We start from the raw sequence: 25,547 nt of genomic DNA, 5'->3' as shown, positions 1-25,547 counted from the left end.
GCGGCTCAGCGCGGTCTGGGCGCGAGAGGACTGCTCGCGTTCCAGGCCGGCGCGCGCTCCTGGTCGGCGACCCGGCTGACAAGTCCATAGAAGAAGCGATTGAAGTCGCGGGCGGCCTGCCAATCGATCGCTTGGGCGAGGTCGTCCTGTGGGCGGTGGTAGCCTTGCTGATACCAGCGCCGGTAGATGCGCTCGCTCTCGCTTCCAGGCTTGTAGCCGAAGACGAAATTCACCGCCGGGACGCCCGCCTGCATGAAGTTCCAGTGATCGGTTCGCTGCAGCAGGTTGCGCTGCGGTTCGGGATCGGTCTGGACAGCGATCCCGAGCCCTTCCGCAACCTTCCGCGCATCATCGCCAAGGCTGCTGTCGTTGAGCCCGTGTACCGTCAGCAGCTTCAACGGGAAGATCGGTCGCAGCTGGTCGAGGTTGATGTTGCCGACCGGCTTCGCGATCTCTGAAGGCCAGTGCTGGGCCAGCCAGCGGGAACCGTGCAGCCCTTTTTCCTCGCCGGTGACGGCAGCGATCACTACGGGCCGGCGAAAGCCCTGGCCCCCGCGGCGCTCGACCAACCGGACCAGCAGGGCGACATAGGCCGCATCGTCGAGCGTGCCGTTGTAGAGGCTGTCCCCGCGCACCGGCTCGCCATAGCCATAGCCATCGAGATGCGCAGTCAGGACCATCGGCTGGCTCGCGAGGGCAGGGTCCGTGCCGGGGAGCAGCCCCAGTACGTTGGCGGACTGGAGCTTCCTTCGTTGCAGGGTAAAGCTTGCCTTGAACCGGCCAGGCACGTCGAAAGAGGGAAGCGGCGCACCCCTGCTACCTGCCTGAATCAGCGCCGGCGCGTTGCGGCCGGACCCGCCGGTCAGCTTGCCTAGCGCATCGGCGTTGAGGGTGAAGATCGCGATCTTCGGCGGTGTCGGCGGTGATCCTGCAATCCAAACCGTGCGTGCATAGGCATAGGGCCAGCGCGGCGGCTCGATGGTGAAGCCTGGGTCAGCGATTGTCGCGGCTGCCCGTCCACCTGCCGCCGCGATTGCATCGATCTGTTCCTGCGCCGTCGGCATTCCGGGCCGGCGGGAGCCATGGCAGACGACCAGCTTCCCCCGCACGTCGCCGAGCGCTCCGGCCGCGCAATAGCCGCGGTAGGCGATCGGCAGGTCGAGGCTCGCCGGCACGCTGAGGGGCGCGGCCGTCAAGTCATGCAGGAAGCGCATGGGTGTTGTCCCGACGCCGACCGTGGCCCGCGTGATCTGCACCTGCTCAAGCGCCATGCGCTGGTACCAGCCACCCTGGTCGCCGATCGGCTTCAGCCCGGCCGCGGCAAGGCGCCTCGCAACGACGGCGGCGGCACGGTCATAACCGGGCGATCCGGTGTCGCGCCCTTCCATGGCATCGCTCGACAGTTCGCTCGTCAGTCGCCACCAGGCCCTTGTGTCGGCATCCTGCGGTCCCGTCGCGATCGCGGCCGAGGCTATCAGGGCAAGGGCTGCAGTGTTCATGGCATTCCCCGAGCAGGATGGAGTTCGAATACAGCATTGCGGCAAAGGTGCGCGGCGGCAATCCTGCACCGGTCCGTGGGCGTCGCCATGTGCATGCGGCCCTCTTTACGGTTGCGCGTGCTGCGCCTTCGTCTAGACTGAGGGCGCTCGGCCAACTCTTGCCACGCTCGATCCTATTTCACGCATGTTCTCCTCTTGTTCTCATGGAACGAAGAGTGTACATGCAGTTCGTAACGGGGCATTCGGCCTCAGATGTGGACGAAGGGACGAGCGCATGGCAACGCAGCTTAAGGTCGTTGGAATGGGCGGGGATGCAATGAGCGTTGACAGGCAGAAGGCGCTCGACGCCGCATTGGCGCAGATCGATCGCGCCTTCGGCAAGGGTTCGGCGATGAAGCTCGGCTCGCGCCAGCAGATGGAGGTGGAGACCATCTCCACCGGCAGCCTCGGGCTCGACATCGCGCTTGGCGTCGGCGGCCTGCCGCGCGGCCGCGTGATCGAGATTTACGGCCCGGAAAGTTCGGGCAAGACGACACTCGCGCTGCACACCATCGCCGAAGCGCAGAAGAATGGTGGCACCGCGGCCTTCGTCGATGCCGAACATGCGCTCGACCCGGTCTACGCTAAGAAGCTCGGTGTCGACATCGACGAACTGATCGTCTCGCAGCCAGACACCGGCGAACAGGCGCTGGAGATCGTCGATACCCTGGTCCGCTCCAACGCGATCGACGTGCTGGTGGTCGATTCTGTCGCCGCCCTGGTCCCCCGGGCCGAGATCGAGGGCGAGATGGGCGACAGCCACGTCGGCCTCCAGGCCCGACTGATGAGTCAGTCGCTGCGCAAGCTGACCGGCTCGATCAGCCGCTCGCGCTGCATGGTGATCTTTATCAACCAGCTGCGCATGAAGATCGGCGTCATGTACGGCAATCCGGAGACAACGACCGGCGGCAATGCGCTCAAGTTCTACGCTTCGGTCCGGCTCGACATCCGCCGCACCGGTCAGATCAAGGATCGCGACGAAATCGTTGGCAACGCCACCCGCGTGAAGGTCGTCAAGAACAAGGTGGCGCCGCCGTTCAAGCAGGTCGAATTCGACATCATGTATGGCGAAGGCGTCAGCAAGGTGGGTGAGATCCTCGACCTCGGGGTCAAGGCGGGCATCGTCGAAAAGTCGGGCGCCTGGTTCAGCTACGACTCTGTCCGCATCGGCCAGGGCCGTGAGAATTCGAAGACCTATCTCAAGGAAAACCCCGAATTGATGGCCAAGCTCGAAGCCGCCATCCGCCGCGGCAAGGATCAGATCGGCGACGCGCTGATGGTCGGTGCAGGTCCCGACGACGACGTCTGATGCGCTGGTCTGGCCGGAGTCTTTGCGCAAGGCGCGAGCGAATTAGTCATTGAAAAGTAACGATGAAAGGGTCGGCAAGCTTCAAGGGGGCTTGCCGGCCCCTTTTCGCATGGGGTCCCGCCCAGTGGCGGGACGGCGGCAGCGGCGGGAACCCTCGGCACGTCCTGCCGTTGCGGAATTGGAACCAAGCCGAGGGGTGATCGATGCGACCGTTACTGACTGTGGCCCTTGCGGGCGCCTTCCTTGCGGCGCCGGCCGCGGCCCAGGTCGCTCCTGAAGCCACTATCGCTGAGATGGCGACCACCCCGCTGGTCAAGCTGGAGATCGCCGAAAGCCTTCGCACGCCGCCTGACGAAGCCTCGATCCAGGTCGGCACGCAGGCACGGGCTTCCACCGCGGTCGCCGCAACCGCGGCGAACAAGGACAAGACCGAGAAGCTGCTTGCCGCGATCCGCCGCGCGGGCTTGCGCGAACGCGATATCCAGACGCAGGGCATCCGGCTCCAGCCCGAATATGATTATGTCCAGGACCCGGGCACGCGAAGCGGGCGGCAGGTGTTCCGCGGCTACCTTGCCAGCAACAACATCCAGCTCAAGACCCGCGACATCGCCAAGCTGACGGGCTTGCTCGACACCCTGACTGCAGCCGGCGCTGACAGCGTCTACGGACCCAACTTCTCGATCAGCGACCCGTCGGTGTTGCGGGGCGAAGCGCGCGTCCGCGCACTTCAGCGCGGCGACGCGGAAGCGATGGAGTTCGCGCGCAACCGCGGCTTCTCGCGTGTAACCCTGCTTTCGGTAGAGGAAGGGCGAAGCTATCGCGGCACCGACGTCGTCGTGTCCGGCAGGCGGGTTGAAGCGAACATGGCGATCGCGCCGCCACCTCCGCCGCCGCCTCCGCCGCCCAGCGCGGACTCGCTGGTCGCACCCGGCCAGCTCGAAACCGGCGTTGTCCTGAACCTCATCTACCGGATGGAGCGCTAGGGCGCCGCTTTCCCAAGGAAGTAATCATGGCTGATCACGAAGGCGCCGGAACCGTGCATGTGACCAATCCTGCAACGGGCGCGAAGGGCAAGGCTTACCAGGCGCATACGCTCGATCAGGCTTTCGCGGCAGCGGCGCGGGCACAAGCCGCGCAGCAACAGTGGCGCCGGACCAGTTTCGGGGATCGCGCGGCGGTACTGCGGAAGACCGCCGAGCTTCTTCGCGCCCGGGCTGGGGATTATGCGGCGCTGATGACGGAGGAGATGGGGAAGACCGTCACCGACGGACGCGCCGAGATCGAGAAATGCGCCTTTCATTGCGACTGGTTCGCCGCGAACGCCGAGCGCATCCTCGCCGATGAGCCGGTCGACCTCGACGGGGCAGGGGAGGCGTTCGTCACCTTCAATCCGCTTGGCATCGTGCTTGCGGTCATGCCGTGGAATTTTCCATTTTGGCAGGTCATCCGCTTCGCGGCCCCAGCACTGATGGCGGGAAACGGCGCGCTGTTGAAGCATGCCAGCAACGTGCCGGGTTGCGCGCTCGCGATCGAGCAGTTGCTCCACGATGCGGGCGTTCCGAAGGACTTATTCCGCACGCTGCTCTTGCCGGGAAAGCAGATTGCCAGGCTGATCGAGGACAAGCATATCGCTGCCGTCACGCTGACCGGCAGCGTCGCCGCGGGAAAGAGCGTCGCCGCAGCAGCGGGCGGCGTGCTCAAGAAATGCGTTCTCGAGCTTGGTGGTTCGGACGCCTATCTGGTGCTTGACGATGCCGATCCAGCAGCAGCGGCCAAGGTAGCGGCGGCGGCGCGCATGGTGAACGGCGGGCAGAGCTGCATTGCGGGCAAGCGCTTCATCGTGGTGCAATCGCTGAAGGAGCGCTTCGAACGGGCCTTGGTCGAAGCCATGCAGGGCTATGTCATGGGCGATCCCGGCGACGAGAATACGAAGCTCGGGCCGATGCAGAGCGCCGATGCGCGCGATGACATCCACGAACAGGTCGAGAAGAGCATCGCCAATGGCGCCAAGCTGTTGCTCGGCGGGAAGAAGCCCGACCGGCCTGGCGCTTGGTACCCTGCCACGGTGCTCACCGATGTCGCTTCCGGGCAACCGGCGCATGACGAGGAAGTGTTCGGTCCAGTCGCTGCGATCATCGTTGCCGAGGATGAGGCCGACGCCATCCGGATCGCCAACGACAGCGAATTTGGGCTGGGGTCGGGCGTGCTGACCGGCGACATGGGCCGCGGCCGCCGCATTGCCCGCGACGAGCTCGACGCCGGAATGAGCTTCGTCAACGAAAACGTCCGCTCCGACCCGCGCATGCCGTTCGGCGGGGTCAAGCATTCTGGCTATGGCCGCGAATGCGCAGGCTATGGCATCCGCGAATTCGTCAATGTGAAGACGGTGCTGTTGAAGCCGCAAAATGCCGGCAACGGTGGCAGGGTGGAATAAAGCTTCGTCCGCCAGCCTGGAAACGCGGCAATTGCCAATCCGGCCGCTGCTGATACCGTCGAAGGACTGACGGGAGATTTCGGATGGGGCTTCTCATTTTGGCGGCTGCTGTCGCGGCGCAAGCGGTTTCTCTCGAATGCTCGAAAAGCGGTCCAGCCTTCATGGCCTCCTATGCAGCGGATCTTGCCAAAGGTGACCGCGGGGCAATCGCTTCGCGCTACAGCGGCAATGGGGCCTATTCGTTAGGCTTCGGTCCGAAGACCCGCGAGAGTTTCGAAGCGATCGGCAAGCGATATGCCGGTCCCGAATGGCAGAAGCCGGACAAATTCGAATGGACTGACTTGAGCTTCGAACAGCTTGGTCAGGATCATTGCCTGGTGGCCGGCGGCTTCAACTGGACCGTCGGCCAACGGACGGCGGCGATGGCCTATACCGCCGTGCTCAAGCGCGAGCGTGGCGTTCTGCGGATCATTCTGGAGCACGAAAGCATGCTCACTCCTCCACGCGCCCAGAAGTAAGGGTCCGCCAAGACGAAGTCAGTATGCGCCGTTCCTGAAACGCGCGTCGTTATCCGGCACTTCGATGTGCCTTGAGCGCGCTCAGAGGCAGGCCTCGAGATACGGCTGGTCGAAGCCATATTGCTTGGCCTTGTCGAGCGTGTAGGGGCGCAGGCCCATCGAGCGATATTCGCCGATGATCTTCCCGTCCGCCGTCTCGTCCAGATATTCGAACTTGAACAGCTCCTGGGTGACGATGACCTCGCCCTCCATGCCGATCACCTCGGTGATGTTGGTGGTGCGGCGTGAACCATCGCGGAGGCGCTTCACCTGCACGATGAGATCGACCGAATCCGCGATCTGGCGGCTGATCGCTTCCTTCGGAATCTTGATGTCGCCCATCATCACCATGTTCTCCATACGCGCCAGGCATTCGCGCGGACTGTTGGAGTGGAGCGTCGCCATCGAGCCGTCGTGACCCGTGTTCATGGCCGCCAGAAGGTCGAAACACTCCTGGCCGCGAATTTCGCCGAGGATGATCCGGTCAGGACGCATACGCAGGGCATTGATGACGAGGTCGCGAATGGTGATCGCGCCCTGGCCCTCTAGGTTGGGCGGGCGGGTTTCAAGCGGCAGCCAGTGCGGCTGCTGCAGGCGAAGTTCGGCCGCGTCCTCGATGGTGATGACGCGTTCACCCGGGTCGATCATCTTCGACAGCGCGTTCAGCATCGTCGTCTTGCCCGAGCCGGTACCGCCCGAAATGACGATGTTCATCCGCGCCGCGCCCGCGATCTTGAGGCAGGTCGCCATCTTCTCGCTCATCGAACCGAAGCCACGCATCATGTCGAGCGTGATCGGCTTTTCCGAGAACTTACGGATCGAGATGGCGGTGCCCTTGAGGCTCAAGGGCGGGATGATGACGTTGACGCGACTGCCGTCCTGAAGGCGGGCGTCGGCCAGCGGCGTGGTCTGGTCGACACGGCGGCCGACCTTGTTCACGATCCGCTGGGCGATCTGGAACAGATGCTCCTCGTCGCGGAACTGGATCTGAGCGAGCTGTAGCTTGCCCTTCTTTTCAATGAAGGTCTGGTCGGGCCCATTGACCATGATGTCGCTGACCGCCGGATCGGCGAGCAGCTCCTCGAGCGGACCGAGCCCGAGCAGTTCGTCGACCAGCACCTTCTCCAGCGCGAACTGCTCGCGCCGGTTTAGGTTGATCTTGAGCTCGGCGAGCACTTCCGAGATGATCGGACGGAATTCCTCCGCCAGCTCTTCCTTGCTCAGCGTCGCGGCCGCTTCCGGATCGACGCGTTCGAGAAGGCGAGGGAGGACCTGCTCCTTGATGCGGTGTACGGAGGCCTCGAAGCCTTCCTGCTTGGACGAACCGGCGTCGGCACTGCCGTTCATTCGGCTGTTGAGGCGGTCCATCGCGCCGCCGGGTTCGACCGGTGCCGACGCGGTTACGACGACGTCTTCTTCAATCGGCGGGAATTGCTCACCGCCGCCCGAGGCACCCCCAGCGCCACCCTTCATTGGGCGAGCGACGCCGAAGCTCGGGCGTCCGCCGCCACGCTTGCCGAATGCGCTCATCCCGTCCTGTCCCGTCTTCTAACGCAAAGTCAGCGTGGTTGATGACACGCAAACTTTGCCAAAAAGCTAATCGGGGTTTGTGACGCTTAACCTAAGCGCCGGATTGGACAGGCTTTGGTGGAAAAAATCAGGCTTCGGCGCTCTCGGCGAGGATGGTGAGGCCCGCATCGCCGACTTCGGCAAAGCCGCCCGACACACGGATGCGCTCCGGGGTGCTGTTGGCCGAACGGTAGACCGCCAGATCGCCATCGCGCAGCGTGGTCATGAAGGGCGCGTGGCCGGCCATCACGCCGAACTCACCCTCGGTGCCGGGGACGACGACCATGTAGACGTCGTCGCTCATCAGCTGGCGCTCGGGGGTGACGAGGGTGAAGTGAAGGTCTGCCATCTCTGCCTTGCCTGCTCCCCTCCCGTGTGGGGGAGGGGCTGGGGGAGGGCCTGATCGTTATGTTCAGTCTGCGGACAGGCCCTCACCCTTCCGCAGCCCGTAGCCGCCGAAGCTTAGGCGTCGGCTGCCATCTTCTCGGCCTTGGCGACGGCTTCGTCGATGCCGCCGACCATGTAAAAGGCCGATTCCGGCAGGTGGTCGTATTCACCGTTCACGACCGCCTTGAACGAGCGCACGGTGTCTTCGACCTGGACGAACTTGCCCGGGATACCGGTGAAGACTTCGGCGACGTGGAACGGCTGGCTGAGGAAGCGCTGGATCTTGCGCGCGCGGCTGACGGTGAGCTTATCCTCTTCCGACAGCTCGTCCATGCCGAGAATGGCAATGATGTCCTGCAGGCTCTTGTACTTCTGAAGCACTTCCTGGACCGCGCGGGCAGTCTCGTAATGCTCCTGGCCGACGACCGCGGGGGTCAGCACGCGGCTGACCGAATCGAGCGGATCGACCGCTGGGTAGATGCCCAGCTCCGAGATCGCGCGCGACAGGGTAGTGGTGGCGTCCAAGTGGGCGAACGAGGCGGCCGGGGCCGGATCGGTAAGATCGTCGGCGGGAACGTAGATCGCCTGCACCGAGGTGATCGAGCCCTTGTTGGTCGAGGTGATGCGCTCTTGCAGCTGGCCCATGTCGGTCGACAGGGTCGGCTGATAGCCCACGGCCGAAGGAATACGGCCGAGCAGCGCCGACACTTCCGAACCCGCCTGGGTAAAGCGGAAGATGTTGTCGACGAAGAACAGCACGTCCTGGCCTTCGACGTCGCGGAAATATTCGGCCTGCGTCAGACCCGACAGGGCGACGCGGGCGCGCGCTCCCGGCGGCTCGTTCATCTGGCCGAACACGAGGGCGACCTTCGACCCTTCGCTGGTCGGGTTGCCATCCGCGTCGCTGGCAATGACGCCGGCTTCGAGGAACTCGTGATACAGATCGTTACCCTCGCGGGTACGCTCGCCGACGCCGGCGAAGACGCTGACGCCGCCGTGGCCCTTGGCGATGTTGTTGATCAGTTCCTGAATGAGCACGGTCTTGCCGACGCCGGCGCCGCCGAACAGGCCGATCTTGCCGCCCTTCGCGTAAGGGGCGAGGAGATCGATGACCTTGATCCCGGTGACCAGAATGGCGGCGTCGGTCGACTGGTCGACGAACAGCGGGGCGTCAGCGTGGATCGGGGCCGACATGTCGCTACCGATTGGGCCGCGCTCGTCGATCGGCTCACCGATCACGTTCATGATGCGGCCAAGGGTCTTGGGACCGACCGGAACGCGGATCTGCGAGCCGGTGGCGCGAACCGACTGGCCACGGGTCAGTCCTTCGGTCGCGTCCATGGCAATGGTACGAACGATGTTCTCACCAAGGTGCTGCGCGACTTCGAGAACCAGGCGGTTGCCGTTGTTGTCGGTCTCAAGGGCCGAGAGGATGGCCGGCAGTTCGCCGTCGAACGCAACGTCGACAACGGCGCCGATCACCTGGGCAACGCGGCCGGTGAGGTTCGAGGAGGTGCCCTGCGGGGCGTTGAGGGTGTCGGCGGCGGTGGCCATGGCTGTCTTCCTTGCCTTGTCGTGTTCGTTAGAGCGCTTCGGCGCCGGAGATGATCTCGACCAGCTCGGTCGTGATCGCAGCCTGGCGCTGGCGGTTGTACTGGATCGAGAGGCGATTGATCATGTCGCCGGCATTGCGGGTCGCATTGTCCATCGCGGTCATCTGGCTGCCGTAGAAGCCGGCCTGGTTTTCCAGCATCGCGCGGTAGATCTGGATCGCGACGTTGCGCGGCAACAGCGCGGCGAGGATATCTTCCTCGTCCGGCTCATATTCGACCGCGGCCGATGCTGCCGGAACGCCAACGTCGTTGGCAGCGCGCGGCTTGACCGGGATGATCTGCTCGACCGTCGGTTCCTGGGCGAGGACCGAACGGAAATTCGAATACGCCAGGTGCGCCACGTCGAACTCGCCCGTCTCGAAGCGGCGCATCACCTCTGCGGCGACGGCCTGCGCATCGGCGTAGGTCGGGTTCTTCATCTCGCTCGTGTCATACTGACCGACGATCCTGTTCGCGCCAAAGAAGCGGGTCAGCACCGGGCGGCTCTTGCGGCCGACGACGTAGAAGCTGACGTCCTTGCCCTGCGCTACCAGTTCCTCGGCCTGCCGGCGGACGGCACGGACGATGTTGGTATTGAACGCACCGGCAAGCCCGCGATCGGACGAGGCGACCACGATCAAGTGGCGCTGGTCGGCACCGGTTCCGGCAATCAGCTTGGGCGACTGCGGGCCAACGGTGATGCGGCTGGCGAGGCTTGCGACCACGTCCGAGAGGCGCTGCGAATAAGGGCGGCCCTGCTCGGCGTTCGACTGCGCACGGCGCAGCTTCGCCGCGGCGACCATCTTCATCGCCTTGGTGATCTTCTGCGTCGACTTGACCGAGCCGATGCGGATCTTGAGGGCTTTAAGCGATGCCATCTTGGTTCCTTCTCCCCTCCCGCAAAGGGGAGGGGACTAAGCTTCAGGCGAACTGCTTGCCGAATTCGCCGAGCGCGGTCTTGAGCGAGGCGGCGGTTTCGTCGTCGAGCGCCTTGGTGTCGCGGATCTTGGCCAGGATCTCCGGCTTGTCCGAGCGCATGTAGCTCAAGAGCGCCGCCTCGTAGCGGGTCACGTCATTCGTCGGCACCGCGTCGATGAAGCCCTGGGTGCCGGCGAAGATCGACACAACCTGCTCCTCGATCGGCATCGGCTGGAACTGGCCCTGCTTCAGGAGCTCGGTCAGGCGCGCGCCGCGGGCCAGCAGCTTCTGGGTCGAGGCATCGAGGTCTGAACCGAACTGCGCGAAGGCCGCCATCTCGCGATACTGGGCGAGCTCGAGCTTGATCGAGCCGGCGACCTTCTTCATCGCCTTGGTCTGCGCGGCCGAGCCGACGCGGCTGACCGAGAGGCCGACGTTGATGGCCGGACGGATGCCCTGGTAGAACAGGTCGGTCTCGAGGAAGATCTGGCCGTCGGTGATCGAGATCACGTTGGTTGGAATGTAGGCCGAGACGTCGCCCGCCTGGGTTTCAATGACCGGAAGCGCGGTCAGCGAGCCGTTGCCATTGGCATCGTTCATCTTGGCGGCGCGCTCGAGCAGACGAGAGTGGAGATAGAAGACGTCGCCCGGATAGGCTTCGCGGCCCGGCGGACGGCGCAGCAGGAGAGACATCTGGCGATAGGCGACGGCCTGCTTGGACAGATCGTCATACACGATCACGGCGTGCATGCCGTTATCGCGGAAATATTCGCCCATCGCGCACCCGGTGTAGGGCGCGAGGAACTGCAGCGGGGCCGGCTCCGAAGCGGTGGCGGCGACGACGATGGAATATTCCATCGCGCCATTCTCTTCGAGGGCGCGGACGATCTGCGCGACGGTGGAGCGCTTCTGCCCGACCGCAACGTAGATGCAGTACAGCTTCTCGTTCTCGTTATCGCCCTGGTGTGCTGCCTTCTGGTTGATGAAGGTGTCGAGCGCGACGGCGGTCTTGCCGGTCTGGCGATCGCCGATGATCAGCTCGCGCTGGCCGCGGCCGACGGGGACGAGGGCGTCGAGCGCCTTCAGACCGGTCTGCATCGGCTCGTGCACCGACTTGCGCGGGATGATGCCCGGCGCCTTCACTTCGACGCGGCTGCGCTTCTCGGCCACGATCGGGCCCTTGCCGTCGATCGGGTTGCCGAGCGCGTCGACTACGCGGCCAAGCAGGCCCTTGCCGACGGGAACGTCGACGATGGTGCCGGTGCGCTTGGCGGTCGAGCCTTCCGAGATATTGGAGTCCGACCCGAAGATCACGACGCCGACGTTATCGGCTTCGAGGTTCAGGGCCATGCCCTTGGTGCCGTTCTCGAATTCGACCATCTCGCCGGCCTGGACATTGTCGAGGCCGTGGATGCGGGCGATGCCGTCGCCGACCGACAGCACCTGGCCGACTTCGGAGACCTGCGCGTCGGCGTCGAAATTCGCGATCTGGTCGCGGATGACGCGGGAGATTTCAGCGGCGCGGATGTCCATGTTCAGCCTTTCATAGCCGTAGCTAGAGTATTGAGTTTGGTGCGGATGGAGGCGTCGATCATCTGGCTTCCGAGCCGGACGACGATGCCGCCGAGGATGGAGGGATCGACACGGGCATCGATCCGGATGTCACGCCCGACGCGCGCGCCGAGCTGGGCCTTGAGCGCCGCGACCTGGTCGTCGTCGAGCGGGCGGGCGCTGATCACCTCGGCAGTGGTCTCGCCGCGATGCTCGGCGGCCAGGTGACCGAAGATGCGAATGACGTCGGACAGCTGACGCAGGCGTCCGTTCTTGGCGAGGACGCCAAGAAAACGGTTGCTGAGCGGGTCGAGGCTGAGGGTCGGAGCGACCGCCGCAAGCGCCTTGCCGGCCGCGTCGCGCGACACCAGCGGGCTGGCGACCAGGCTTTTCAGCTCTGCCGATTCGGCGAGCGCCGTCTTCAGCCGATCAAGGCTCTGTGAAACCGTGTCGATCTGGCGTTCGTCACGGGCAAGGTCGAACAGCGCAGACGCGTAGCGTCCCGCTAAGCTGGCCCGAATGCCGCCGGAAGTCTCCACGCGCCCAAAGCTCCGTCAAAGATATGCAAAGCGAGGCGAATTGCGATCTTTCGAGCGCTCGCCCCTGCCGAGTTGGCGCGCCACTAGCAGGGGGTCCGAAGCGATGCAAGAACAGCCTAGCGTCGGACTTGCGACGCGGTCACTTGAACCCCGCTCTTTTCGCCTTCGCCTGCCGGGCAAAGCAGCGTCGGTGTTTCTCGGCTCACGGAAGGGCTGGGACCGATTCGCCTCTGGTCAGAGGGGGAGCCTGAGGAAGCAGGTGAACGGGCTGTCCGGGTAATCGCCGAACGATCCGCACGCGCTGAAGCCATTCCGGTCGTAAAGCGCAGTGGCGGCCGCGAAATCCTCTCCGGTGCCGGTTTCGAGCCAGAGCGCGGGATAGCCGCGGTTGCGGGCTTCCGCGATGATCGCCTCCAGGAGCGCCTGGCCGACGCCCCGCTTGAGAGCGGTGGGGGCGGTCCGCATCGACTTGATCTCGCCGCCTTCGGGGCCAAGCGCCTTCAGCGCTCCGATGCCGAGCAGGCGCGCATCCTCCCGGGCGGTGAAGAAAGTGATCGAGGGGTGGGCGAAGGCCGATCCGGGAAGAACATGGCAAGCTTCGGGCGGGGAATGGGCGTGCATCGCCGCGACGTGAAGGGCGAGCAGCTTCTGCACGTCGGGCTGAGACAGCTCGCCCTGATGGATGGTGATGCTCACGGGGGCTTGTCCTATTCGGGATATACGAAAGCGGCGAGGTGAAGGTTTGACCGCAAGAAGCGGGACGCACCGCCGTAAGTCAAAAGCTAGTAAAGGGGCATGACCTACCGCACCACTGGACTCGACCCCAGCCGCTTCGCACCACTGTTCCAACTCCCGGACGACGAGCTTGCGCTACGCTCGATCATGCGGATTGAGGTGACCGAATGGCCGGGCTTTCCCTGCCGCATCAGCCTTGATGATGCCGAGCCGGGTGAAACGGTTCTCCTGCTCAACCATGCCAGTGTGGAGCAGGGGCCTTATGCCGCGACTCACGCCATCTTTGTCAGTGAGGCCGCGCGGCAGGGACGGTACGAGGACGAAGTCCCGCCTGCGCTCGACCGCCGCTTACTCTCATTGCGGGCGTTCGATGCCGCAGACATGATGCTCGATGCCCTGGTAGCGGGGCCCGGGGAGGCGGACGAGGCGATCCGGCGGCTGTTCGACAAACCCGCGGTGCACTACATTCATGCACACAATGCGACCCGCGGCTGTTTTGCCGCGGCGGTGGAGCGGACATGATGATCAGCGAGCAAGAGGCCTGGTCCGCCTTCGAGCGTCGCGACCGCTCGGCCGACGAGCGCTTCGTCGTCGCCGTCTCGACCACCCGAATCTACTGCCGTCCGTCCTGCCCTGCACGGCGGCCGCGGCGCGAGCATGTGCGTTTCTTTCCCTCGGGCCAGGAAGCGGCACAGGCGGGATATCGCTCCTGCCTGCGCTGCAAGCCCGATGAAGCCGCGCGGGACAAGCAGGCGGTCGCGCGGGCATTGTCTCTGTTGGAGCAGGCCGAACAATCGATCCGCCTCGAAGCGTTGGCGTCGGCCGTCGGCTATGCGCCACATCATTTCCAGCGGCTGTTCACCAGAGAGGTCGGCGTCTCGCCGTCTGCTTGGCAGCGCGCCCGCAGGCTGAGCGCCGCGGACCAGTGCCTGAGCGAGGGAGCGAGCGTAACCGAGGCGATCTACGAGGCAGGCTATAGCGGCCCAAGCCGTTTCTACGAAGATGCGAAGGCGCTTGGGATGGCGCCCGCGACCAAACGGAAAGGCGGGGAGGGGATGATCATACGTTGGGCAAAGGTGGATAGCCCGTTTGGTCCGCTGCTGATCGCTGCAACCGATCGCGGGCTGTGCCGGGTCAGCTTCGATGAAGATCCCGATACGCTTGGGCGGCGCTACCCGTCAGCTGAACTGGTGGAGGATGCGAAAGCACCGCTGATCGAGGCCGCCTTGCGGGCGATCGAGGATCCGCGGCTTGCGGCGTCGCTCCCGACCGACATGTCAGGCACCGCCTTCCAGCAGCGGGTCTGGGCCGAACTTCGGCGCATTCCGCCCGGTGAGACCCGCTCCTACCTCGATATCGCGCGAGCGATCGGCGATCCCAAGGCGACGCGGGCGGTGGGGACCGCGAACGGAGCGAACCCGATCGCGATCATCGTGCCGTGCCACCGGGTGGTCCGCAATGATGGCGCGCTCGGCGGTTATGCTGGCGGACTGGAGCGAAAGAAAGCCTTGCTCAACGCCGAAGCCAGCCAGAGCCAGGGTGCGCTTCCGCTTTCGACCTGACCGACCGGCCTTGCAGACTCGTCCGGCCTACGTGGCTGGGGAGCGTGCGGATGCGCCACCGCCGGCGGCAGCTACCAGCTGAGCCATGCGCTCCCGCGCGCTCTTTCTCTGCGGGCTGTCGTGGGGCGAATTGGCAAGCGGCGCCAGTGCCGTCATCGCAGCGCGCCAGCGCTTGGCGCGCGCATATTCCTCGACCAGGACCAGCCGCATCTCGTCAATATCGGGCAGGGTAGCGACGGCGGATTCAAGCCCGGTGATTGCGGCCGGGCTCGGCGGTTGCCCGACCAGGTTGAAGCTCTGGTAAAAGGCGAACAAGGGCAGCGCGTCGTCGGGGTCGGCCCGATTGGCCTGGACCGCCAGTGCCCGGGCCTCGGCCGCCTTTGCGGTTCGCGCGGGCCCGGCAAGGCCCTTCGCCTGATCCGAGAGGAATAGCGAGCGCCGCACCAGCGCCTTGACGTTGCCGGGGTCGATCGCCAGCGCTTGCCGGGTCACCCGGTCGACCTCGGCCTTGTCGTCGATCACCGCTGCCGCCTCGGCGAGGAGGGCGAGTGCATGGGGATCATTGGGGAAGGTCGCCGCCTTGTCCTTGATCCTTGCGAGCAGCGCCCGCCGCCGCTTGGCCTGCTTTTCCCGCTCGCCATTGTCCTTGATCGCGGAAAGAGGGTCGTCGTCGAACGCCACCATCTCGGGAAGGAGAGCGACCTCGGCCGGCCGAAGGGCACGAGATCCGGTCAGGACGGGAAGGGCGATCTCGGGCTTGACCGGTCGGACCGTCCAGCTTCCGCTCTGGACGTGGCCGCGGATGTCGGCGTTCAGTCTGGCCAGGTCGCCAAAGGCCTGCGTCGCCGCGTCCTTGTTCGATTTGCCGGCATTCAGCAGCGCCAGATAGGTGCGCAGCTGCTTGGCGCGCGCCGGGTCCATGGTCAGATACTGGGTGATCGCCCAGCCCTGCCCGTAATTGTCGAAATCCTTGACCTCGTCCTTGACCAGCAATTCCTGCAGGGGAATCCAGTAGGTGGTCAGTTCGTTGCCGCGCTGCTTGGCCGGGGCGCCGTAAAGGATGCGCCCATCCTTCTCCATGGCCGAGGAGCCGATCAGTTCGGCGAAGCCCTCGACATACCAGCTGGGATAGGTCGCCGGGAAATATTGCAGCATGAAATGGTGGGCATATTCGTGCTGCAGGACGAGCAGTGGGGTGAAATAGCGATCGCCGCCATATTCGATACGGCGGGGGGTCAGCAGGAACGGGCCGAAGCTGTTGCTCGAATAGAAACCGGCAATTCCTGAATCGGTAACGCCCAGCGCCCTTTCGATGTCATCGGTCGAAGCGACTTCGAACACGCGGACCTTGGCCGGATTGTCGTCCGGGATGCCGGTCGCCATCCGCATGAGCTTGTCATAGCGCTCGAGCCGCGCCGCAAGTTCTGAGGCCTTGGCTTCGCCGCTCTCCGAATAAATCTGGAAATGCCGCGCCTCGTAGACCCGCCATTCGGCCGTCGCGGGCGTCGTCCCGAGCCACAGCGCCGCGGCAACGACGCCGCCCAACATCTTGAAACGCATACAGATCACCCCTGGTAGTGCAATCAGACTACAGCGGCGCGGGCTCCTGTCCAGTCGCTCTCGCCCATCCCGGCGCGGCGCCTTCGAGGCTGTCGAGAAAGCGCTTTGCCTGCGCCCGGACGTCGGCCTTGGTGTCCTCGCCGAACCGGTCCCAGGTCGCATAAGGCTGCCACATCCGGCGGTTGGCGCGCAGCTTCTTCTCGTTGCGGTCGAGAAAGTCCCAGTAGAGCGCATTGAAGGGGCAGGCGTCCTCGCCGACCCTCTTCTTCACGTCGAAGCGACATCCTTTGCAGTAGTTGCTCATCTTGTTGATGTAGGCGCCCGAGCCGGCATAGGGCTTGGTCCCGAGCCGCCCGCCATCGGCATATTGGCTCATGCCGAGCACGTTGGGATGCTCGACCCATTCATAGGCATCGGCATAAACCACCAGATACCAGTCGGCGACCTGGGCCGGATCGATCCCGGCCAGCATGGCGAAGTTGCCGAGAACCATCAGCCGCTGGATGTGATGGGCATAGGCATTGTCGCGAGTGTTGCGGACACTGTCGGCGCAGCAGGCCATGTCGGTCTGCCCGGTCCAGTAGAAGTCGGGCAGGTCGCGCTGGTTGGCGAAGTAGTTGACGCCGGACAGGCCCGGCATCTCCAGCCAGTACATGCCACGGATATATTCGCGCCAGCCGATCATCTGCCGGATGAAGCCCTCGGCGGCATTCAGGGGCACCTCCCCGCGGCGGTAGGCGGCCTCGGTCGCCTCGCACACTTCGATCGCGGTAAGCAGCCCGCAATTGAGGCTGGTCGAAAGGCGCGAATGATAGAGGAAATCAACCCCCTCCAGCATCGCGTCCTGATAGGTGCCGAAGCGGGGCAGTCGCTCCGTGATGAAGTCGGCCAGCAATTCGCGCGCCTCGGAAGCGCTCACTGGAAGCGCGAAACTGTCGAGCGTGCCGAAGTGGTGGCTGAAGCGTCCCTCCACCAGCGCGATTACCTCGCGGGTGATGTCGTCGGGCGGGAAACGCTGCGGTTCGCGCAACGGCCGGCCCTTGGGCGGAGGTGCGCGATTGTCCTTGTCGAAGTTCCACTGCCCCCCGGTGGGGGTGTCGTCCGCTTCCATCAGCAGCCCGGTCCGCCGGCGCTGCTGGCGGTAGAAGCTCTCCATGACGAGTTCGCGGCGACTGGCGGCCCAGGCGAAGAAATCCGTCAGGGGGCAGATGAACCGATCGTCGGGCACGATTTCGATAGGGACGCCGAACCGATCAGCCCAGCCTTCGATCGCCTTCTGAACGCGCCATTCGCCTGCCCCGACGATGCGAATCGCGTCCGCGCCATGCCGGGCGAGGGCACGTCCTACCTCGCCGGTGAAGCTGCCGCTGTTATCGGGATCGTCGAGGCGGATGTAATCGACCTGCCAGCCTTCGCCGCGAAGTTCCTCGGCGAAATGCCGCATCGCCGACAGGATCAACACGATCTTTGCCTTGTGGTGGCGAACGTAGGTCGCCTCTTCCATCACCTCCATCAGCAGCAGGCGCGTCTCCGACTTGTCGACGCCGCGCAGCGACGCGAGCTCAAGGGTCAACTGGTCGCCGAGGATGGGAATAAGGAGCATATGCCTGCCTAGACCGTCCACCGATGGGTTTGGATGCGGCCCTTCGACCACTGCCACCCGCCATCGATATAGCGAAAGTTAAGCCGGGAATTGGTTGCTCGGTTCGCCGCTCGCTGAAACGAGCTCGCCGCTAACTGCGGTAACGCCACTCGCTGTTAAGACCTTCCGTGGCAAAAACGATTCATGCGTTTCTTCGTCGCCGTTCTTTGTCTGCTCGGCCTAGCCGCGCCCGCGTCCGCACAAACCTGGGAAGCCGCCGCGCTTGCCATGCACAATAGCGAACGCGCCGCCTTCCGGGTGCCGCCGCTCGCATGGGATTTCGGTCTGGCTGCTGCGGCCGACCGCTATGCGAGTGAGCTCGCACGGACCGGCCGGTGGGGACACAGTCCGCGCGACAGCCGGCCCGGGCAGGGCGAGAACCTGTGGATGGGGACGGCCGGCGCCTACCAGATCGACGACATGGTTGGCGGGTGGGTCGGCGAGCGTCGCTTGTTCCGTCCCGGGGTGTTCCCTGCGGTCAGCGCGACAGGCAATTGGAGTGACGTTGGCCATTACACCCAGATGATCAGCAGCCGCACCACGCGCGTCGGCTGCGCCATCCGGACAGGTGGCGGCTGGAGCTACCTTGTGTGCCGCTATTCTCCGGGCGGAAACGTCGACGGAAGGGCGATGCCCTAGCCGTCAGGTCCGCCGCGATCGCCGCGGTAATCCGCCTCGATCGCCGCCAGCGCGCCGGCAGCGTCGCGAGCCCGCATCTTCTGCATCGCCTCGATCAGCTTGGGGCGCTTTTCAACGTCGATGTGCGGATTCGCGACGATCGGTGAGAAGCTGCGGATCGCATTGTCGATCTCCCCGTCCTCCAGCTGCTGCCGCACGACCGTGAAGCGCAGGCCCATGTCGTGCGGCGCGAGGGTGTGGGCATAATAGAGGCCCTTGACCGCGTCGGCCGTCGGCTTGGCCCCGCTGGCGGGGAAGGTCTGGTAGTAAAGGTAGAGCGGCTCGGCATTTTCGGTGTCGGCCCGGTTGGCCTGGACGAGCCAGCGCCTGACTTCCTTCCAGTCGGCCGAGCTTCCTTTGCCCCGCGCTTCGGCAAGCATCGCGCGCCCCTTGGTGATCATCGCGCCGACGTTCTTGGGGTCGCTGGCGAGCGCCTTGTCGGCGGCCTCGACTGCCGGCCACCAGCGTTTGGCGGCAAGCTCGACTTCGGCAAGCGTCGCCTGAACGGCTGTATCGGCAGGATAACGGGCAGCGATGGCGCGCGCCTGTTCGGCGACAGCGGGGACGTCCGAGGCCCTGAGGCCGCGATCGACCCGGATACGCACCGGCATTATCGCTGCTTCGCCCTCGCTCAACGAGCGAATCTGTATCCCCGGCGTGGGCCCGGCCGGCACCTGGAGCGCCGGAAAGGTCTTGCGGGCGTAAAGGTCGATTTCCTTGTCGAGTTGCTTGAGGTCGCCAAACGCCCCTTCGGCCGCCTGACGGGGAGGCTCCCCCCGGCTCAACCCCGCCACATAGCGACTGAGCTGACCGCTGCGGGCCTGATTGAAAGCGAGATAATGGGTCAGCAGCCAGCCCTTCCCGTAGACCGAGCTGCGCTCGATGTCGTTGCGCGGCCGGGCGCCGGCGAGAAGGTCACCAGCGCTGAAGCCGACGTCATTGAGGATGGTGTTGGCGCTGCTCCGCGGCGGGTAGCCGATGGTCACATCGCCGCTTTTCTCGACCACGGCGGTGCCGAAGAATTCGGCGGTGCCCTCGACCAGCCAGGCAGCCAGCGGGCTGTTCGGGTCGGTCAGCATCAGATGGTGGGTATATTCGTGCAGCAAGGTGCGATCGGATTCGAGCCCGCGCCCGGCAATGCTGCTTCCGCGGGTGCTGACGAAAGCCACCGCTCCCGACGCGCGGGGGATATAGAAACCGGCAGCATTCATGCGGCTCGGGAGGAGTTGCTGGACGGCCGAGATCGTCGGCAGGTCAAAGACCGTCAGCCGGGCCCCGTCGGTCAGCTGAGGGTCTTCATAGCCGCGGATCTTGCGCACCGCGGCGTCGAAGCGCTCCAGCTTCGCGGCATAGGCCTGAAGCTCGCCGGGGCTTTGTTCGGAATAGATGATGAAATGCTTGGTTCGCGCCTCGCGCCAAGCGGCAAGCGCCGGGCTGGTCGTGGATGCGAGCAGGATCGAAGCAAGCAGAACGCGACGAAATGCCATTATTACAGGTCCTTGACAGGCCGAGCAGCGACTTCCCCTTAAAGGAAGGAATAGGGGTCCACGTCAACTGCAACCCGCACCTTGGCGCTCCATTCGACCTGCCCGAGCCAGTCGCGGATGACGTCCTGGACATCGAGGCTACGGCGGGCGTGGACCAGCAACCGGAAGCGGTGCCGACCGCGCAGCATCGCCAGCGGGGCCGGGGCAGGGCCATAGACCGCCATGCCATCGACGGTCGGCGCGCGGCGGCCGATCCGGTTGGCGGTCTGCTCGGCTTCATACTTGTCTTCGGCACTGACGACGATCGCGGCAAGGCGGCCGAACGGCGGCATGCCGGCTTCCTGGCGTGCTTCGGTTTCGGCGGCGACGAACTCCTCGGTGTCGCCGCTGACCAGGGCGGCGATCACCGGAGCGTCGGGCTGATGGGTTTGGACCAGCACCCGGCCAGGCTTGCCGCCGCGCCCGGCCCGCCCGGCCACTTGGCTGATCTGCTGAAACGTGCGCTCGGCCGCCCGAAGGTCGCCGCCGGCAAGGCCGAGGTCGGCGTCAACGACGCCGACGAGGGTGAGGTTGGGAAAGTGATATCCCTTGGTGACGAGCTGGGTCCCGACCACGATGTCGATCTCGCCAGCTTCCATCTGCGCGACAAAGTCCGCGGCGCGAGCCGGGCTCCAGATGGTGTCGGAGGTGACGATCGCGGTGCGCGCATCGGGAAACAGGGCCTGCACCTCGTCGGCGATCCGCTCGACGCCGGGGCCGCAGGCGACCAGGCTATCGGCCTCGCCGCATTCGGGGCAGGCCGCGGGCGGGGGCATGACGTGGCCGCAATGGTGGCAGGCAAGGCGCCGCATTAAACGGTGCTCGACCATCCAGGCGGTGCAATTGGGGCATTGGAAGCGATGCCCGCAGGTGCGGCAGAGGGTCAGCGGCGCAAAGCCGCGGCGGTTGAGGAACAGCAGGCTCTGCTCGCCAGCGGCAAGGTTCGCTTCCATCTCGGCGACCAGCTGCGGCGCGATCCAGCGGCCCCGAGGCGGCGGGTCGGCGGTGAGGTCGAGGGCTGTCAGGGCGGGAAGTTCGGCGCCGGCATGACGCTGGCGCAGGCGCAGTTCGCGGTATCGACCCGTTTCCACCATGTGCCGGGTCTCGAGCGCTGGCGTGGCAGAGGAGAGGACCACCGGAATTTCCTCGAACCGGCCCCGCATCACCGCGACGTCGCGGGCATGATACTGGACACCCTCTTCCTGCTTGAAGGAAGGCTCGTGCGCCTCGTCGACCACGATCAGGCCAAGATTGGCGTAAGGGAGGAACAGCGCCGAGCGGGCGCCGACCACGACCCTCGCTTCGCCGCTGGCGATGCCGCGCCAGGCTCGCCGGCGCTGCGAGGAGCGCAAGTCGCTGTGCCACGCCACCGGCTCGCAGCCGAACCGCGCAGCGAAGCGCTTCAGGAACGGCTGCGTAAGCGCGATCTCAGGAAGAAGTACGAGCACTTGCAGACCCTTGCGGACGGCTTCTGCGACGGCTTCGAAATAGACCTCCGTCTTGCCTGAACCGGTGACCCCGTCGAGAAGCACGGGATCGAACCCGCCGCCGATGCCGCCGACGAGACTGGCGGCGGCCTCAGCCTGGTCGTCGCTCAGCACCGGCGGGGCATGGTCCGGATCGGGGCAGGTGAGCGGCTGGTCGGCTTCGACCTGCACGCGCTCGAGCGCTCCGCCATTGACCAGCCCGCGCAGCACCGCGTCGCTCACTTCGGCGTGGGCCGCCAGCTCGCGGATCGTGCCCTGTCGCCCTTCGAGCCGATCCAGCGCCTGGGTGCGCTGCGGGGTCAGGCGGTCGGGGCGTTGGCCCGTGAGGCGATATTCGGTCAGTTGCCGCGAGCCTTCGAGTGCCGACGACGAGGGCAACACCATCCGCAGGACGGAGGCGAGCGGCGACAGATAATAATCCGCGGTCCACTCGCACAGCCGGCGCAGCGGCGCACGAAGCGGTGGAACGTCGATCAGTCCGGCCAGCGGGCGCAGGCGGTTGTCGCCGACCTCTTCGCTCGGCAGTCGCTCCGCATCCCAGGCGACACCGACCAGCTGCCGCGGCCCGAGGGGCGCCACGACCACGCTTCCGGGCTCGACCGCCATTCCGTCGGGCACGCGATAGTCGAGCGGCCCGAGGGCAGCGTTCAAGGTGACGACACGGGCGCGGGGGAGGGGCACGGCTGCGCTCTAGGCGAAAGGACCGGGTGGAACCAAGGCCCTGCAATCGCTATCTAAGGCTCATGTACACGACCGATCTCTCAAAGCCCGGTGCCAAGGTCCAGCCGATCGGCCCCGCCGAGGACCCCCAGCTGCTCGCCGCCTTCGAGGCGCGGGTCGCTGCGGACGAATTCATCGAGCCCAAGGACTGGATGCCAGAAGCCTATCGCCGCACCTTGACGCGGCAGATCAGCCAGCATGCGCATAGCGAGATCGTCGGCATGCTGCCCGAGGGCAACTGGATCACGCGGGCGCCATCGCTTCGGCGCAAGGCGATCCTGCTGGCCAAGGTGCAGGACGAGGCGGGGCATGGCCTTTACCTCTATTGCGCGGCGGAAACGTTGGGCACCAGCCGCGAGCAGATGATCGAGGCGCTCCATTCGGGGAAGGCCAAGTACAGCACGATCTTCAATTATCCGACGCTGACCTGGGCCGACATCGGCGCGATCGGCTGGCTGGTCGATGGTGCGGCGATCATGAACCAGGTGCCGCTGCAACGCACCAGCTACGGCCCCTATGCTCGCGCCATGGTTCGGGTGTGCAAGGAGGAAAGCTTCCACCAGCGCCAGGGTTACGAGATCAGCATGCAGCTCGCGCGCGGCACGGCCGAACAGAAGCGCATGATGCAGGACGCCTTCAACCGCTGGTGGTGGCCTAGCCTGATGATGTTCGGCCCCCCCGACGACAATTCGCCCAACACCGCCCAGTCGATGCGCTGGCGCATCAAGCGCGAAACGAATGACGAGCTGCGCCAGAAGTTCGTCGATATCACCGTCCCGCAGGCGGAGTTTATCGGGCTCACCGTTCCCGATCCCGACCTCAAGTGGAACGAGGCCAAGGGCGGATATGATTTCGGCGCGGTCGACTGGGAGGAATTCTACTCGGTCGTGAAGGGCGAGGGTCCGGTCGCCAGGGAGCGCATCACCGCGCGCCGCGAGGCGTGGGAGAAGAACGCTTGGGTGCGCGAAGCGGCGCAGGCGCACGAAGCCAAGCGGCAGGCGCGCAAGGCCGCAGCTTGATTTCATCCGTCGTCCCGGCGACAGGCCCCAGGCGACGGAGGAAGTGATGTCGGACTGGCCATTGTGGGAAGTTTTCGTGCGCACCAAGGGCGGCCTTGCGCACCGTCACTTCGGGAGCGTCCATGCACCGGATGCGGAGATCGCGCTGCGCCATGCGCGCGACACCTACACGCGCCGCCAGGAAGGCGTCAGCCTGTGGGTGGTGAAGTCCTCTGACATCGTCGCCAGCGATCCTGCGCAAGCGGGTGAACTGTTCGAACCAGCCGCCGACAAGGTCTACCGCCACCCGACCTTCTACGACATTCCGGATGAGGTGAAGCACATCTGATGCCGAGCCTTCCGCCCATCCGCCCCGAGGACGAAGCGGTCGCCGAGCGCATTCGTCCGGCCGGTGCCTTCGATGCGCCGTCCGATGCGCATGATCCGGTTCGCGCCGGCTACCTGCTTCGGCTCGGCGACGATGCCCTGATCCTCGGCCAGCGGCTTGGCGAATGGACCGGACACGCACCGTCGGTCGAGGTCGACCTGTCGCTTGCCAATCTGGCGCTCGACCTTGTCGGGCAGGCAACCCTGTTTCTCGGTGCCGCGGGCGATGCGGACGAGCTGGCCTTCAAGCGCGACGTGCTCGACTTTCGCAACTGCCTGCTGGTCGAACAGCCGAACGGCGACTTTGCACGCACCATGGTCCGTCAGTTGCTGTTCTCGACGTGGCAACATCTGCTCTACCGGTCGCTTGCCGACAGCCGCGACAAGTCCATCCGCGAGGTTGCCGCCAAGGCGGGCAAGGAAGTCGCCTATCACCGCGAGATTGCGGGCGAATGGGTGATCCGCCTTGGCGACGGGACCGAGGAAAGCCGCGCCCGGATGCAGGACGGTCTCGACTGGTGCTGGCGCTTCGTGCCCGAACTGTTCGAGGTCGACGAGGAACTGGAAGCAGCGATCGCTGCCGGCATTGCAGTCGACCCACGCTTGTTCGAGGCCGAGTATCGCGAGGCGATCGCGGCCGTGCTGACCGAGGCGACCCTGCCAGTTCCCGCCGACCAGCGTGCCATCCTCGGCGGACGGCGCGGACATCATAGCGAGCATCTTGGTCACCTGCTGGCGATCATGCAGTATCTCCCGCGCACCTATCCGGACGCCAAGTGGTGAGCGAGAAGCACTTTCATTCGCTCGAAGTCGCCGAAATCGTCGAGGAAACCGCCGAGGCGCGCTCGATCCGCTTCGCTGTCCCGCCCGATCTGGCCGATACCTTCCGCTACCGCGCCGGACAGCATCTGACGCTTCGGGCGGATATCGGCGGCGAGGAAGTGCGGCGCAATTATTCGCTCTGCACCGCACCTAACGAAAATGCGCTCAAAGTGACGGTCAAGCAGATCGCGGGCGGCGCCTTCTCCAATTGGGTAGCGCGTGAGCTGAAGGCCGGCGACCGGCTGGACGTGATGCCGCCGCACGGGTCGTTCACCACCGACTTCGATGCCTCGGCAAGCCGTCGCTATGTCGCCTTCGCCGGCGGTTCGGGGATCACCCCGATCATGAGCCTGGCGCGGACTGCACTGGCCGAGGAGCCGGCGAGCCGGTTTTCGCTCTTCTACGGCAATCGCGACGCCAGCAGCGTGATTTTCCTCGATGCGCTGGCCGAATTGAAGGACCGCTACCTCGGCCGGTTCGAGCTGTTCCATCTGCTCAGCGATGAAGAGGGCGACGTCGAATTGCTGAACGGCATGCTCGACCGCGAGACCTGCGATGAGGTCATCGCTGCCTTCGTTCCCGACGTGAAGGAGGTCGACGGCTTCTTCATCTGTGGGCCGGGTCCGATGATGGATTCTGCCGAAGCAGCGCTTCTCGGCGCGGGCGTCGCTCCTGAGCGCATCCACATCGAGCGATTCACTGCCGGACGCCCGTCGGCCGCACTGGCCGCAGAGATGGCGCAATTGCAGCAGGCCGCTTCCGGCCAGACTATTTCCGTCACCATCGATGGCCGGACCCGGCGGATCGCGTTCGATGGCACGAACATCCTCGATTCGGCGCGTGCCTCCGGGCTTCCGGCGCCGTTCGCGTGCAAGGCGGGCGTGTGCGCGACCTGCCGGGCCCGCGTGACGGCCGGCGAGGTCAGCATGGCAGCCCGCTACGGTCTTAGCGACGAGGAGATTGCCGCCGGTTACGTGTTGACCTGCCAGGCCGTTCCCAAGGGTGAAGGCGTCGCAGTGGATTACGACGCCTGACC

23 protein-coding genes are annotated in these 25,547 nt (G+C 65.3%); 11 read left to right on the top strand and 12 right to left on the bottom strand.

The window, feature by feature from the left end:
- Positions 1-5: 5 nt before the first annotated feature.
- A complete protein-coding gene (locus ABD729_RS13350; protein WP_344711095.1) occupies positions 6-1,499 on the bottom strand; it encodes a M28 family peptidase in 1,494 nt (497 codons plus the stop codon).
- 274 nt (positions 1,500-1,773) lie between these two features.
- Here ABD729_RS13350 and recA point away from each other — a divergent pair, with 274 nt between their 5' ends.
- The 4 genes from recA (at position 1,774) to ABD729_RS13330 (ending at position 5,799) form a co-directional block, all read left to right on the top strand.
- Positions 1,774-2,847: a recombinase RecA gene (recA, locus tag ABD729_RS13345; RefSeq protein ID WP_344711092.1), complete on the top strand. Its 1,074-nt coding sequence runs from the start codon at positions 1,774-1,776 to the stop codon at positions 2,845-2,847.
- A gap of 203 nt (positions 2,848-3,050) precedes the next feature.
- A complete protein-coding gene (locus tag ABD729_RS13340) occupies positions 3,051-3,830 on the top strand; it encodes an SIMPL domain-containing protein (protein ID WP_344711089.1) in 780 nt (259 codons plus the stop codon).
- A 26-nt stretch (positions 3,831-3,856) separates the two neighbouring features.
- Positions 3,857-5,281 (top strand): NAD-dependent succinate-semialdehyde dehydrogenase, encoded by a 1,425-nt coding sequence (locus ABD729_RS13335; protein ID WP_344711086.1) that lies wholly within the window; start codon positions 3,857-3,859, stop codon positions 5,279-5,281.
- An 83-nt stretch (positions 5,282-5,364) separates the two neighbouring features.
- Positions 5,365-5,799, top strand: coding sequence for a hypothetical protein (locus tag ABD729_RS13330; RefSeq protein WP_344711083.1), 435 nt, complete (start codon positions 5,365-5,367; stop codon positions 5,797-5,799).
- Between the two features lie 81 nt (positions 5,800-5,880).
- Here ABD729_RS13330 and ABD729_RS13325 read toward each other — a convergent pair whose 3' ends face one another.
- From ABD729_RS13325 to ABD729_RS13295, 7 genes are all read right to left on the bottom strand, one after another.
- Positions 5,881-7,368, bottom strand: coding sequence for a TadA family conjugal transfer-associated ATPase (locus ABD729_RS13325; protein WP_344711080.1), 1,488 nt, complete (start codon positions 7,366-7,368; stop codon positions 5,881-5,883).
- Positions 7,369-7,495: 127 nt separating this feature from the next.
- Positions 7,496-7,756 (bottom strand): ATP synthase F1 subunit epsilon, encoded by a 261-nt coding sequence (locus tag ABD729_RS13320; RefSeq protein ID WP_344711077.1) that lies wholly within the window; start codon positions 7,754-7,756, stop codon positions 7,496-7,498.
- A 113-nt stretch (positions 7,757-7,869) separates the two neighbouring features.
- A complete protein-coding gene (gene atpD / locus ABD729_RS13315) occupies positions 7,870-9,348 on the bottom strand; it encodes a F0F1 ATP synthase subunit beta (protein ID WP_344711074.1) in 1,479 nt (492 codons plus the stop codon).
- 28 nt (positions 9,349-9,376) lie between these two features.
- Positions 9,377-10,264, bottom strand: coding sequence for a F0F1 ATP synthase subunit gamma (locus ABD729_RS13310; RefSeq protein ID WP_344711071.1), 888 nt, complete (start codon positions 10,262-10,264; stop codon positions 9,377-9,379).
- 43 nt (positions 10,265-10,307) lie between these two features.
- Positions 10,308-11,837, bottom strand: coding sequence for a F0F1 ATP synthase subunit alpha (atpA, locus tag ABD729_RS13305; RefSeq protein WP_344711068.1), 1,530 nt, complete (start codon positions 11,835-11,837; stop codon positions 10,308-10,310).
- A gap of 2 nt (positions 11,838-11,839) precedes the next feature.
- Positions 11,840-12,394, bottom strand: a complete 555-nt coding sequence (locus tag ABD729_RS13300; RefSeq protein WP_344711065.1) for a F0F1 ATP synthase subunit delta — start codon at positions 12,392-12,394, stop codon at positions 11,840-11,842.
- A 234-nt stretch (positions 12,395-12,628) separates the two neighbouring features.
- Positions 12,629-13,090 (bottom strand): GNAT family N-acetyltransferase, encoded by a 462-nt coding sequence (locus tag ABD729_RS13295; RefSeq protein WP_344711062.1) that lies wholly within the window; start codon positions 13,088-13,090, stop codon positions 12,629-12,631.
- Positions 13,091-13,189: 99 nt separating this feature from the next.
- Here ABD729_RS13295 and ABD729_RS13290 point away from each other — a divergent pair, with 99 nt between their 5' ends.
- Both ABD729_RS13290 and ABD729_RS13285 read left to right on the top strand, forming a co-directional pair.
- A complete protein-coding gene (locus tag ABD729_RS13290; RefSeq protein WP_344711059.1) occupies positions 13,190-13,651 on the top strand; it encodes a DUF1203 domain-containing protein in 462 nt (153 codons plus the stop codon).
- The gene (locus ABD729_RS13285; RefSeq protein ID WP_344711056.1) at positions 13,648-14,691 is read left to right on the top strand and encodes a bifunctional transcriptional activator/DNA repair enzyme AdaA; all 1,044 of its coding nucleotides are present in this window, start codon (positions 13,648-13,650) and stop codon (positions 14,689-14,691) included. Before ABD729_RS13290 ends, ABD729_RS13285 begins: the two co-directional genes overlap by 4 nt.
- 27 nt (positions 14,692-14,718) lie before the next feature.
- On the opposite strand, the gene ABD729_RS13280 is transcribed toward ABD729_RS13285, so the two are convergent.
- Together ABD729_RS13280 and ABD729_RS13275 are read right to left on the bottom strand one after the other, a co-directional pair.
- Positions 14,719-16,239 (bottom strand): hypothetical protein, encoded by a 1,521-nt coding sequence (locus tag ABD729_RS13280; RefSeq protein ID WP_344711053.1) that lies wholly within the window; start codon positions 16,237-16,239, stop codon positions 14,719-14,721.
- A gap of 40 nt (positions 16,240-16,279) precedes the next feature.
- Positions 16,280-17,854: a cryptochrome/photolyase family protein gene (locus ABD729_RS13275; RefSeq protein ID WP_344711050.1), complete on the bottom strand. Its 1,575-nt coding sequence runs from the start codon at positions 17,852-17,854 to the stop codon at positions 16,280-16,282.
- Between the two features lie 183 nt (positions 17,855-18,037).
- Here ABD729_RS13275 and ABD729_RS13270 point away from each other — a divergent pair, with 183 nt between their 5' ends.
- Positions 18,038-18,532 carry a CAP domain-containing protein gene (locus ABD729_RS13270; RefSeq protein WP_344711047.1) on the top strand — a complete coding sequence of 165 codons (495 nt, stop codon included), beginning with the start codon at positions 18,038-18,040 and terminating at the stop codon, positions 18,530-18,532.
- Here ABD729_RS13270 and ABD729_RS13265 read toward each other — a convergent pair.
- Together ABD729_RS13265 and ABD729_RS13260 are read right to left on the bottom strand one after the other, a co-directional pair.
- Positions 18,529-20,058 (bottom strand): hypothetical protein, encoded by a 1,530-nt coding sequence (locus ABD729_RS13265; RefSeq protein ID WP_344711044.1) that lies wholly within the window; start codon positions 20,056-20,058, stop codon positions 18,529-18,531. The two genes, ABD729_RS13270 and ABD729_RS13265, sit on opposite strands and share 4 nt — an antisense overlap.
- A gap of 38 nt (positions 20,059-20,096) precedes the next feature.
- Positions 20,097-22,265 carry a primosomal protein N' gene (locus ABD729_RS13260; RefSeq protein WP_344711041.1) on the bottom strand — a complete coding sequence of 723 codons (2,169 nt, stop codon included), beginning with the start codon at positions 22,263-22,265 and terminating at the stop codon, positions 20,097-20,099.
- Between the two features lie 62 nt (positions 22,266-22,327).
- On the opposite strand from ABD729_RS13260, the gene paaA reads away from it, so the two are divergent.
- The 4 genes from paaA to ABD729_RS13240 are packed head-to-tail and all read left to right on the top strand — an operon-like array spanning position 22,328 to position 25,545.
- On the top strand, positions 22,328-23,323 hold the full coding sequence (paaA, locus tag ABD729_RS13255) for a 1,2-phenylacetyl-CoA epoxidase subunit PaaA (protein ID WP_344711038.1): 996 nt from the start codon (positions 22,328-22,330) through the stop codon (positions 23,321-23,323).
- A 46-nt stretch (positions 23,324-23,369) separates the two neighbouring features.
- On the top strand, positions 23,370-23,651 hold the full coding sequence (gene paaB / locus ABD729_RS13250; RefSeq protein WP_425564903.1) for a 1,2-phenylacetyl-CoA epoxidase subunit PaaB: 282 nt from the start codon (positions 23,370-23,372) through the stop codon (positions 23,649-23,651).
- Entirely contained in the window at positions 23,651-24,472 is an 822-nt protein-coding gene (gene paaC, locus ABD729_RS13245; protein ID WP_344711032.1) for a 1,2-phenylacetyl-CoA epoxidase subunit PaaC, read from the top strand. The genes paaB and paaC overlap by 1 nt, the downstream gene beginning before the upstream one ends.
- A complete protein-coding gene (locus ABD729_RS13240; RefSeq protein ID WP_344711029.1) occupies positions 24,469-25,545 on the top strand; it encodes a 2Fe-2S iron-sulfur cluster-binding protein in 1,077 nt (358 codons plus the stop codon). The genes paaC and ABD729_RS13240 overlap by 4 nt, the downstream gene beginning before the upstream one ends.
- Positions 25,546-25,547: the final 2 nt, after the last annotated feature.

The sequence above is a fragment of the Sphingomonas humi genome, from assembly GCF_039536725.1.
Taxonomy (GTDB): Bacteria; Pseudomonadota; Alphaproteobacteria; order Sphingomonadales; family Sphingomonadaceae; genus Sphingomicrobium; species Sphingomicrobium humi.
The sequence above is the reverse complement of the archived record's forward strand: the minus strand, read 5'-3'. Positions and strand labels throughout refer to the sequence as shown.

Bases quoted from the DNA above. Each gene is read 5' to 3' on its own strand.
- ABD729_RS13265 (WP_344711044.1), bottom strand. From the start codon at position 20,058: ATGGCATTTCGTCGCGTTCTGCTTGCTTCGATCCTGCTCGCATCCACG.
- ABD729_RS13270 (WP_344711047.1), top strand. From the start codon at position 18,038: ATGCGTTTCTTCGTCGCCGTTCTTTGTCTGCTCGGCCTAGCCGCGCCC.
- paaC (WP_344711032.1), top strand. From the start codon at position 23,651: ATGCCGAGCCTTCCGCCCATCCGCCCCGAGGACGAAGCGGTCGCCGAG.
- ABD729_RS13350 (WP_344711095.1), bottom strand. From the start codon at position 1,499: ATGAACACTGCAGCCCTTGCCCTGATAGCCTCGGCCGCGATCGCGACG.
- ABD729_RS13340 (WP_344711089.1), top strand. From the start codon at position 3,051: ATGCGACCGTTACTGACTGTGGCCCTTGCGGGCGCCTTCCTTGCGGCG.
- paaA (WP_344711038.1), top strand. From the start codon at position 22,328: ATGTACACGACCGATCTCTCAAAGCCCGGTGCCAAGGTCCAGCCGATC.
- ABD729_RS13325 (WP_344711080.1), bottom strand. From the start codon at position 7,368: ATGAGCGCATTCGGCAAGCGTGGCGGCGGACGCCCGAGCTTCGGCGTC.
- atpA (WP_344711068.1), bottom strand. From the start codon at position 11,837: ATGGACATCCGCGCCGCTGAAATCTCCCGCGTCATCCGCGACCAGATC.
- ABD729_RS13275 (WP_344711050.1), bottom strand. From the start codon at position 17,854: ATGCTCCTTATTCCCATCCTCGGCGACCAGTTGACCCTTGAGCTCGCG.
- ABD729_RS13285 (WP_344711056.1), top strand. From the start codon at position 13,648: ATGATGATCAGCGAGCAAGAGGCCTGGTCCGCCTTCGAGCGTCGCGAC.
- ABD729_RS13330 (WP_344711083.1), top strand. From the start codon at position 5,365: ATGGGGCTTCTCATTTTGGCGGCTGCTGTCGCGGCGCAAGCGGTTTCT.
- recA (WP_344711092.1), top strand. From the start codon at position 1,774: ATGGCAACGCAGCTTAAGGTCGTTGGAATGGGCGGGGATGCAATGAGC.
- ABD729_RS13280 (WP_344711053.1), bottom strand. From the start codon at position 16,239: ATGTTGGGCGGCGTCGTTGCCGCGGCGCTGTGGCTCGGGACGACGCCC.
- paaB (WP_425564903.1), top strand. From the start codon at position 23,370: ATGTCGGACTGGCCATTGTGGGAAGTTTTCGTGCGCACCAAGGGCGGC.
- ABD729_RS13310 (WP_344711071.1), bottom strand. From the start codon at position 10,264: ATGGCATCGCTTAAAGCCCTCAAGATCCGCATCGGCTCGGTCAAGTCG.
- ABD729_RS13335 (WP_344711086.1), top strand. From the start codon at position 3,857: ATGGCTGATCACGAAGGCGCCGGAACCGTGCATGTGACCAATCCTGCA.
- ABD729_RS13290 (WP_344711059.1), top strand. From the start codon at position 13,190: ATGACCTACCGCACCACTGGACTCGACCCCAGCCGCTTCGCACCACTG.
- atpD (WP_344711074.1), bottom strand. From the start codon at position 9,348: ATGGCCACCGCCGCCGACACCCTCAACGCCCCGCAGGGCACCTCCTCG.
- ABD729_RS13320 (WP_344711077.1), bottom strand. From the start codon at position 7,756: ATGGCAGACCTTCACTTCACCCTCGTCACCCCCGAGCGCCAGCTGATG.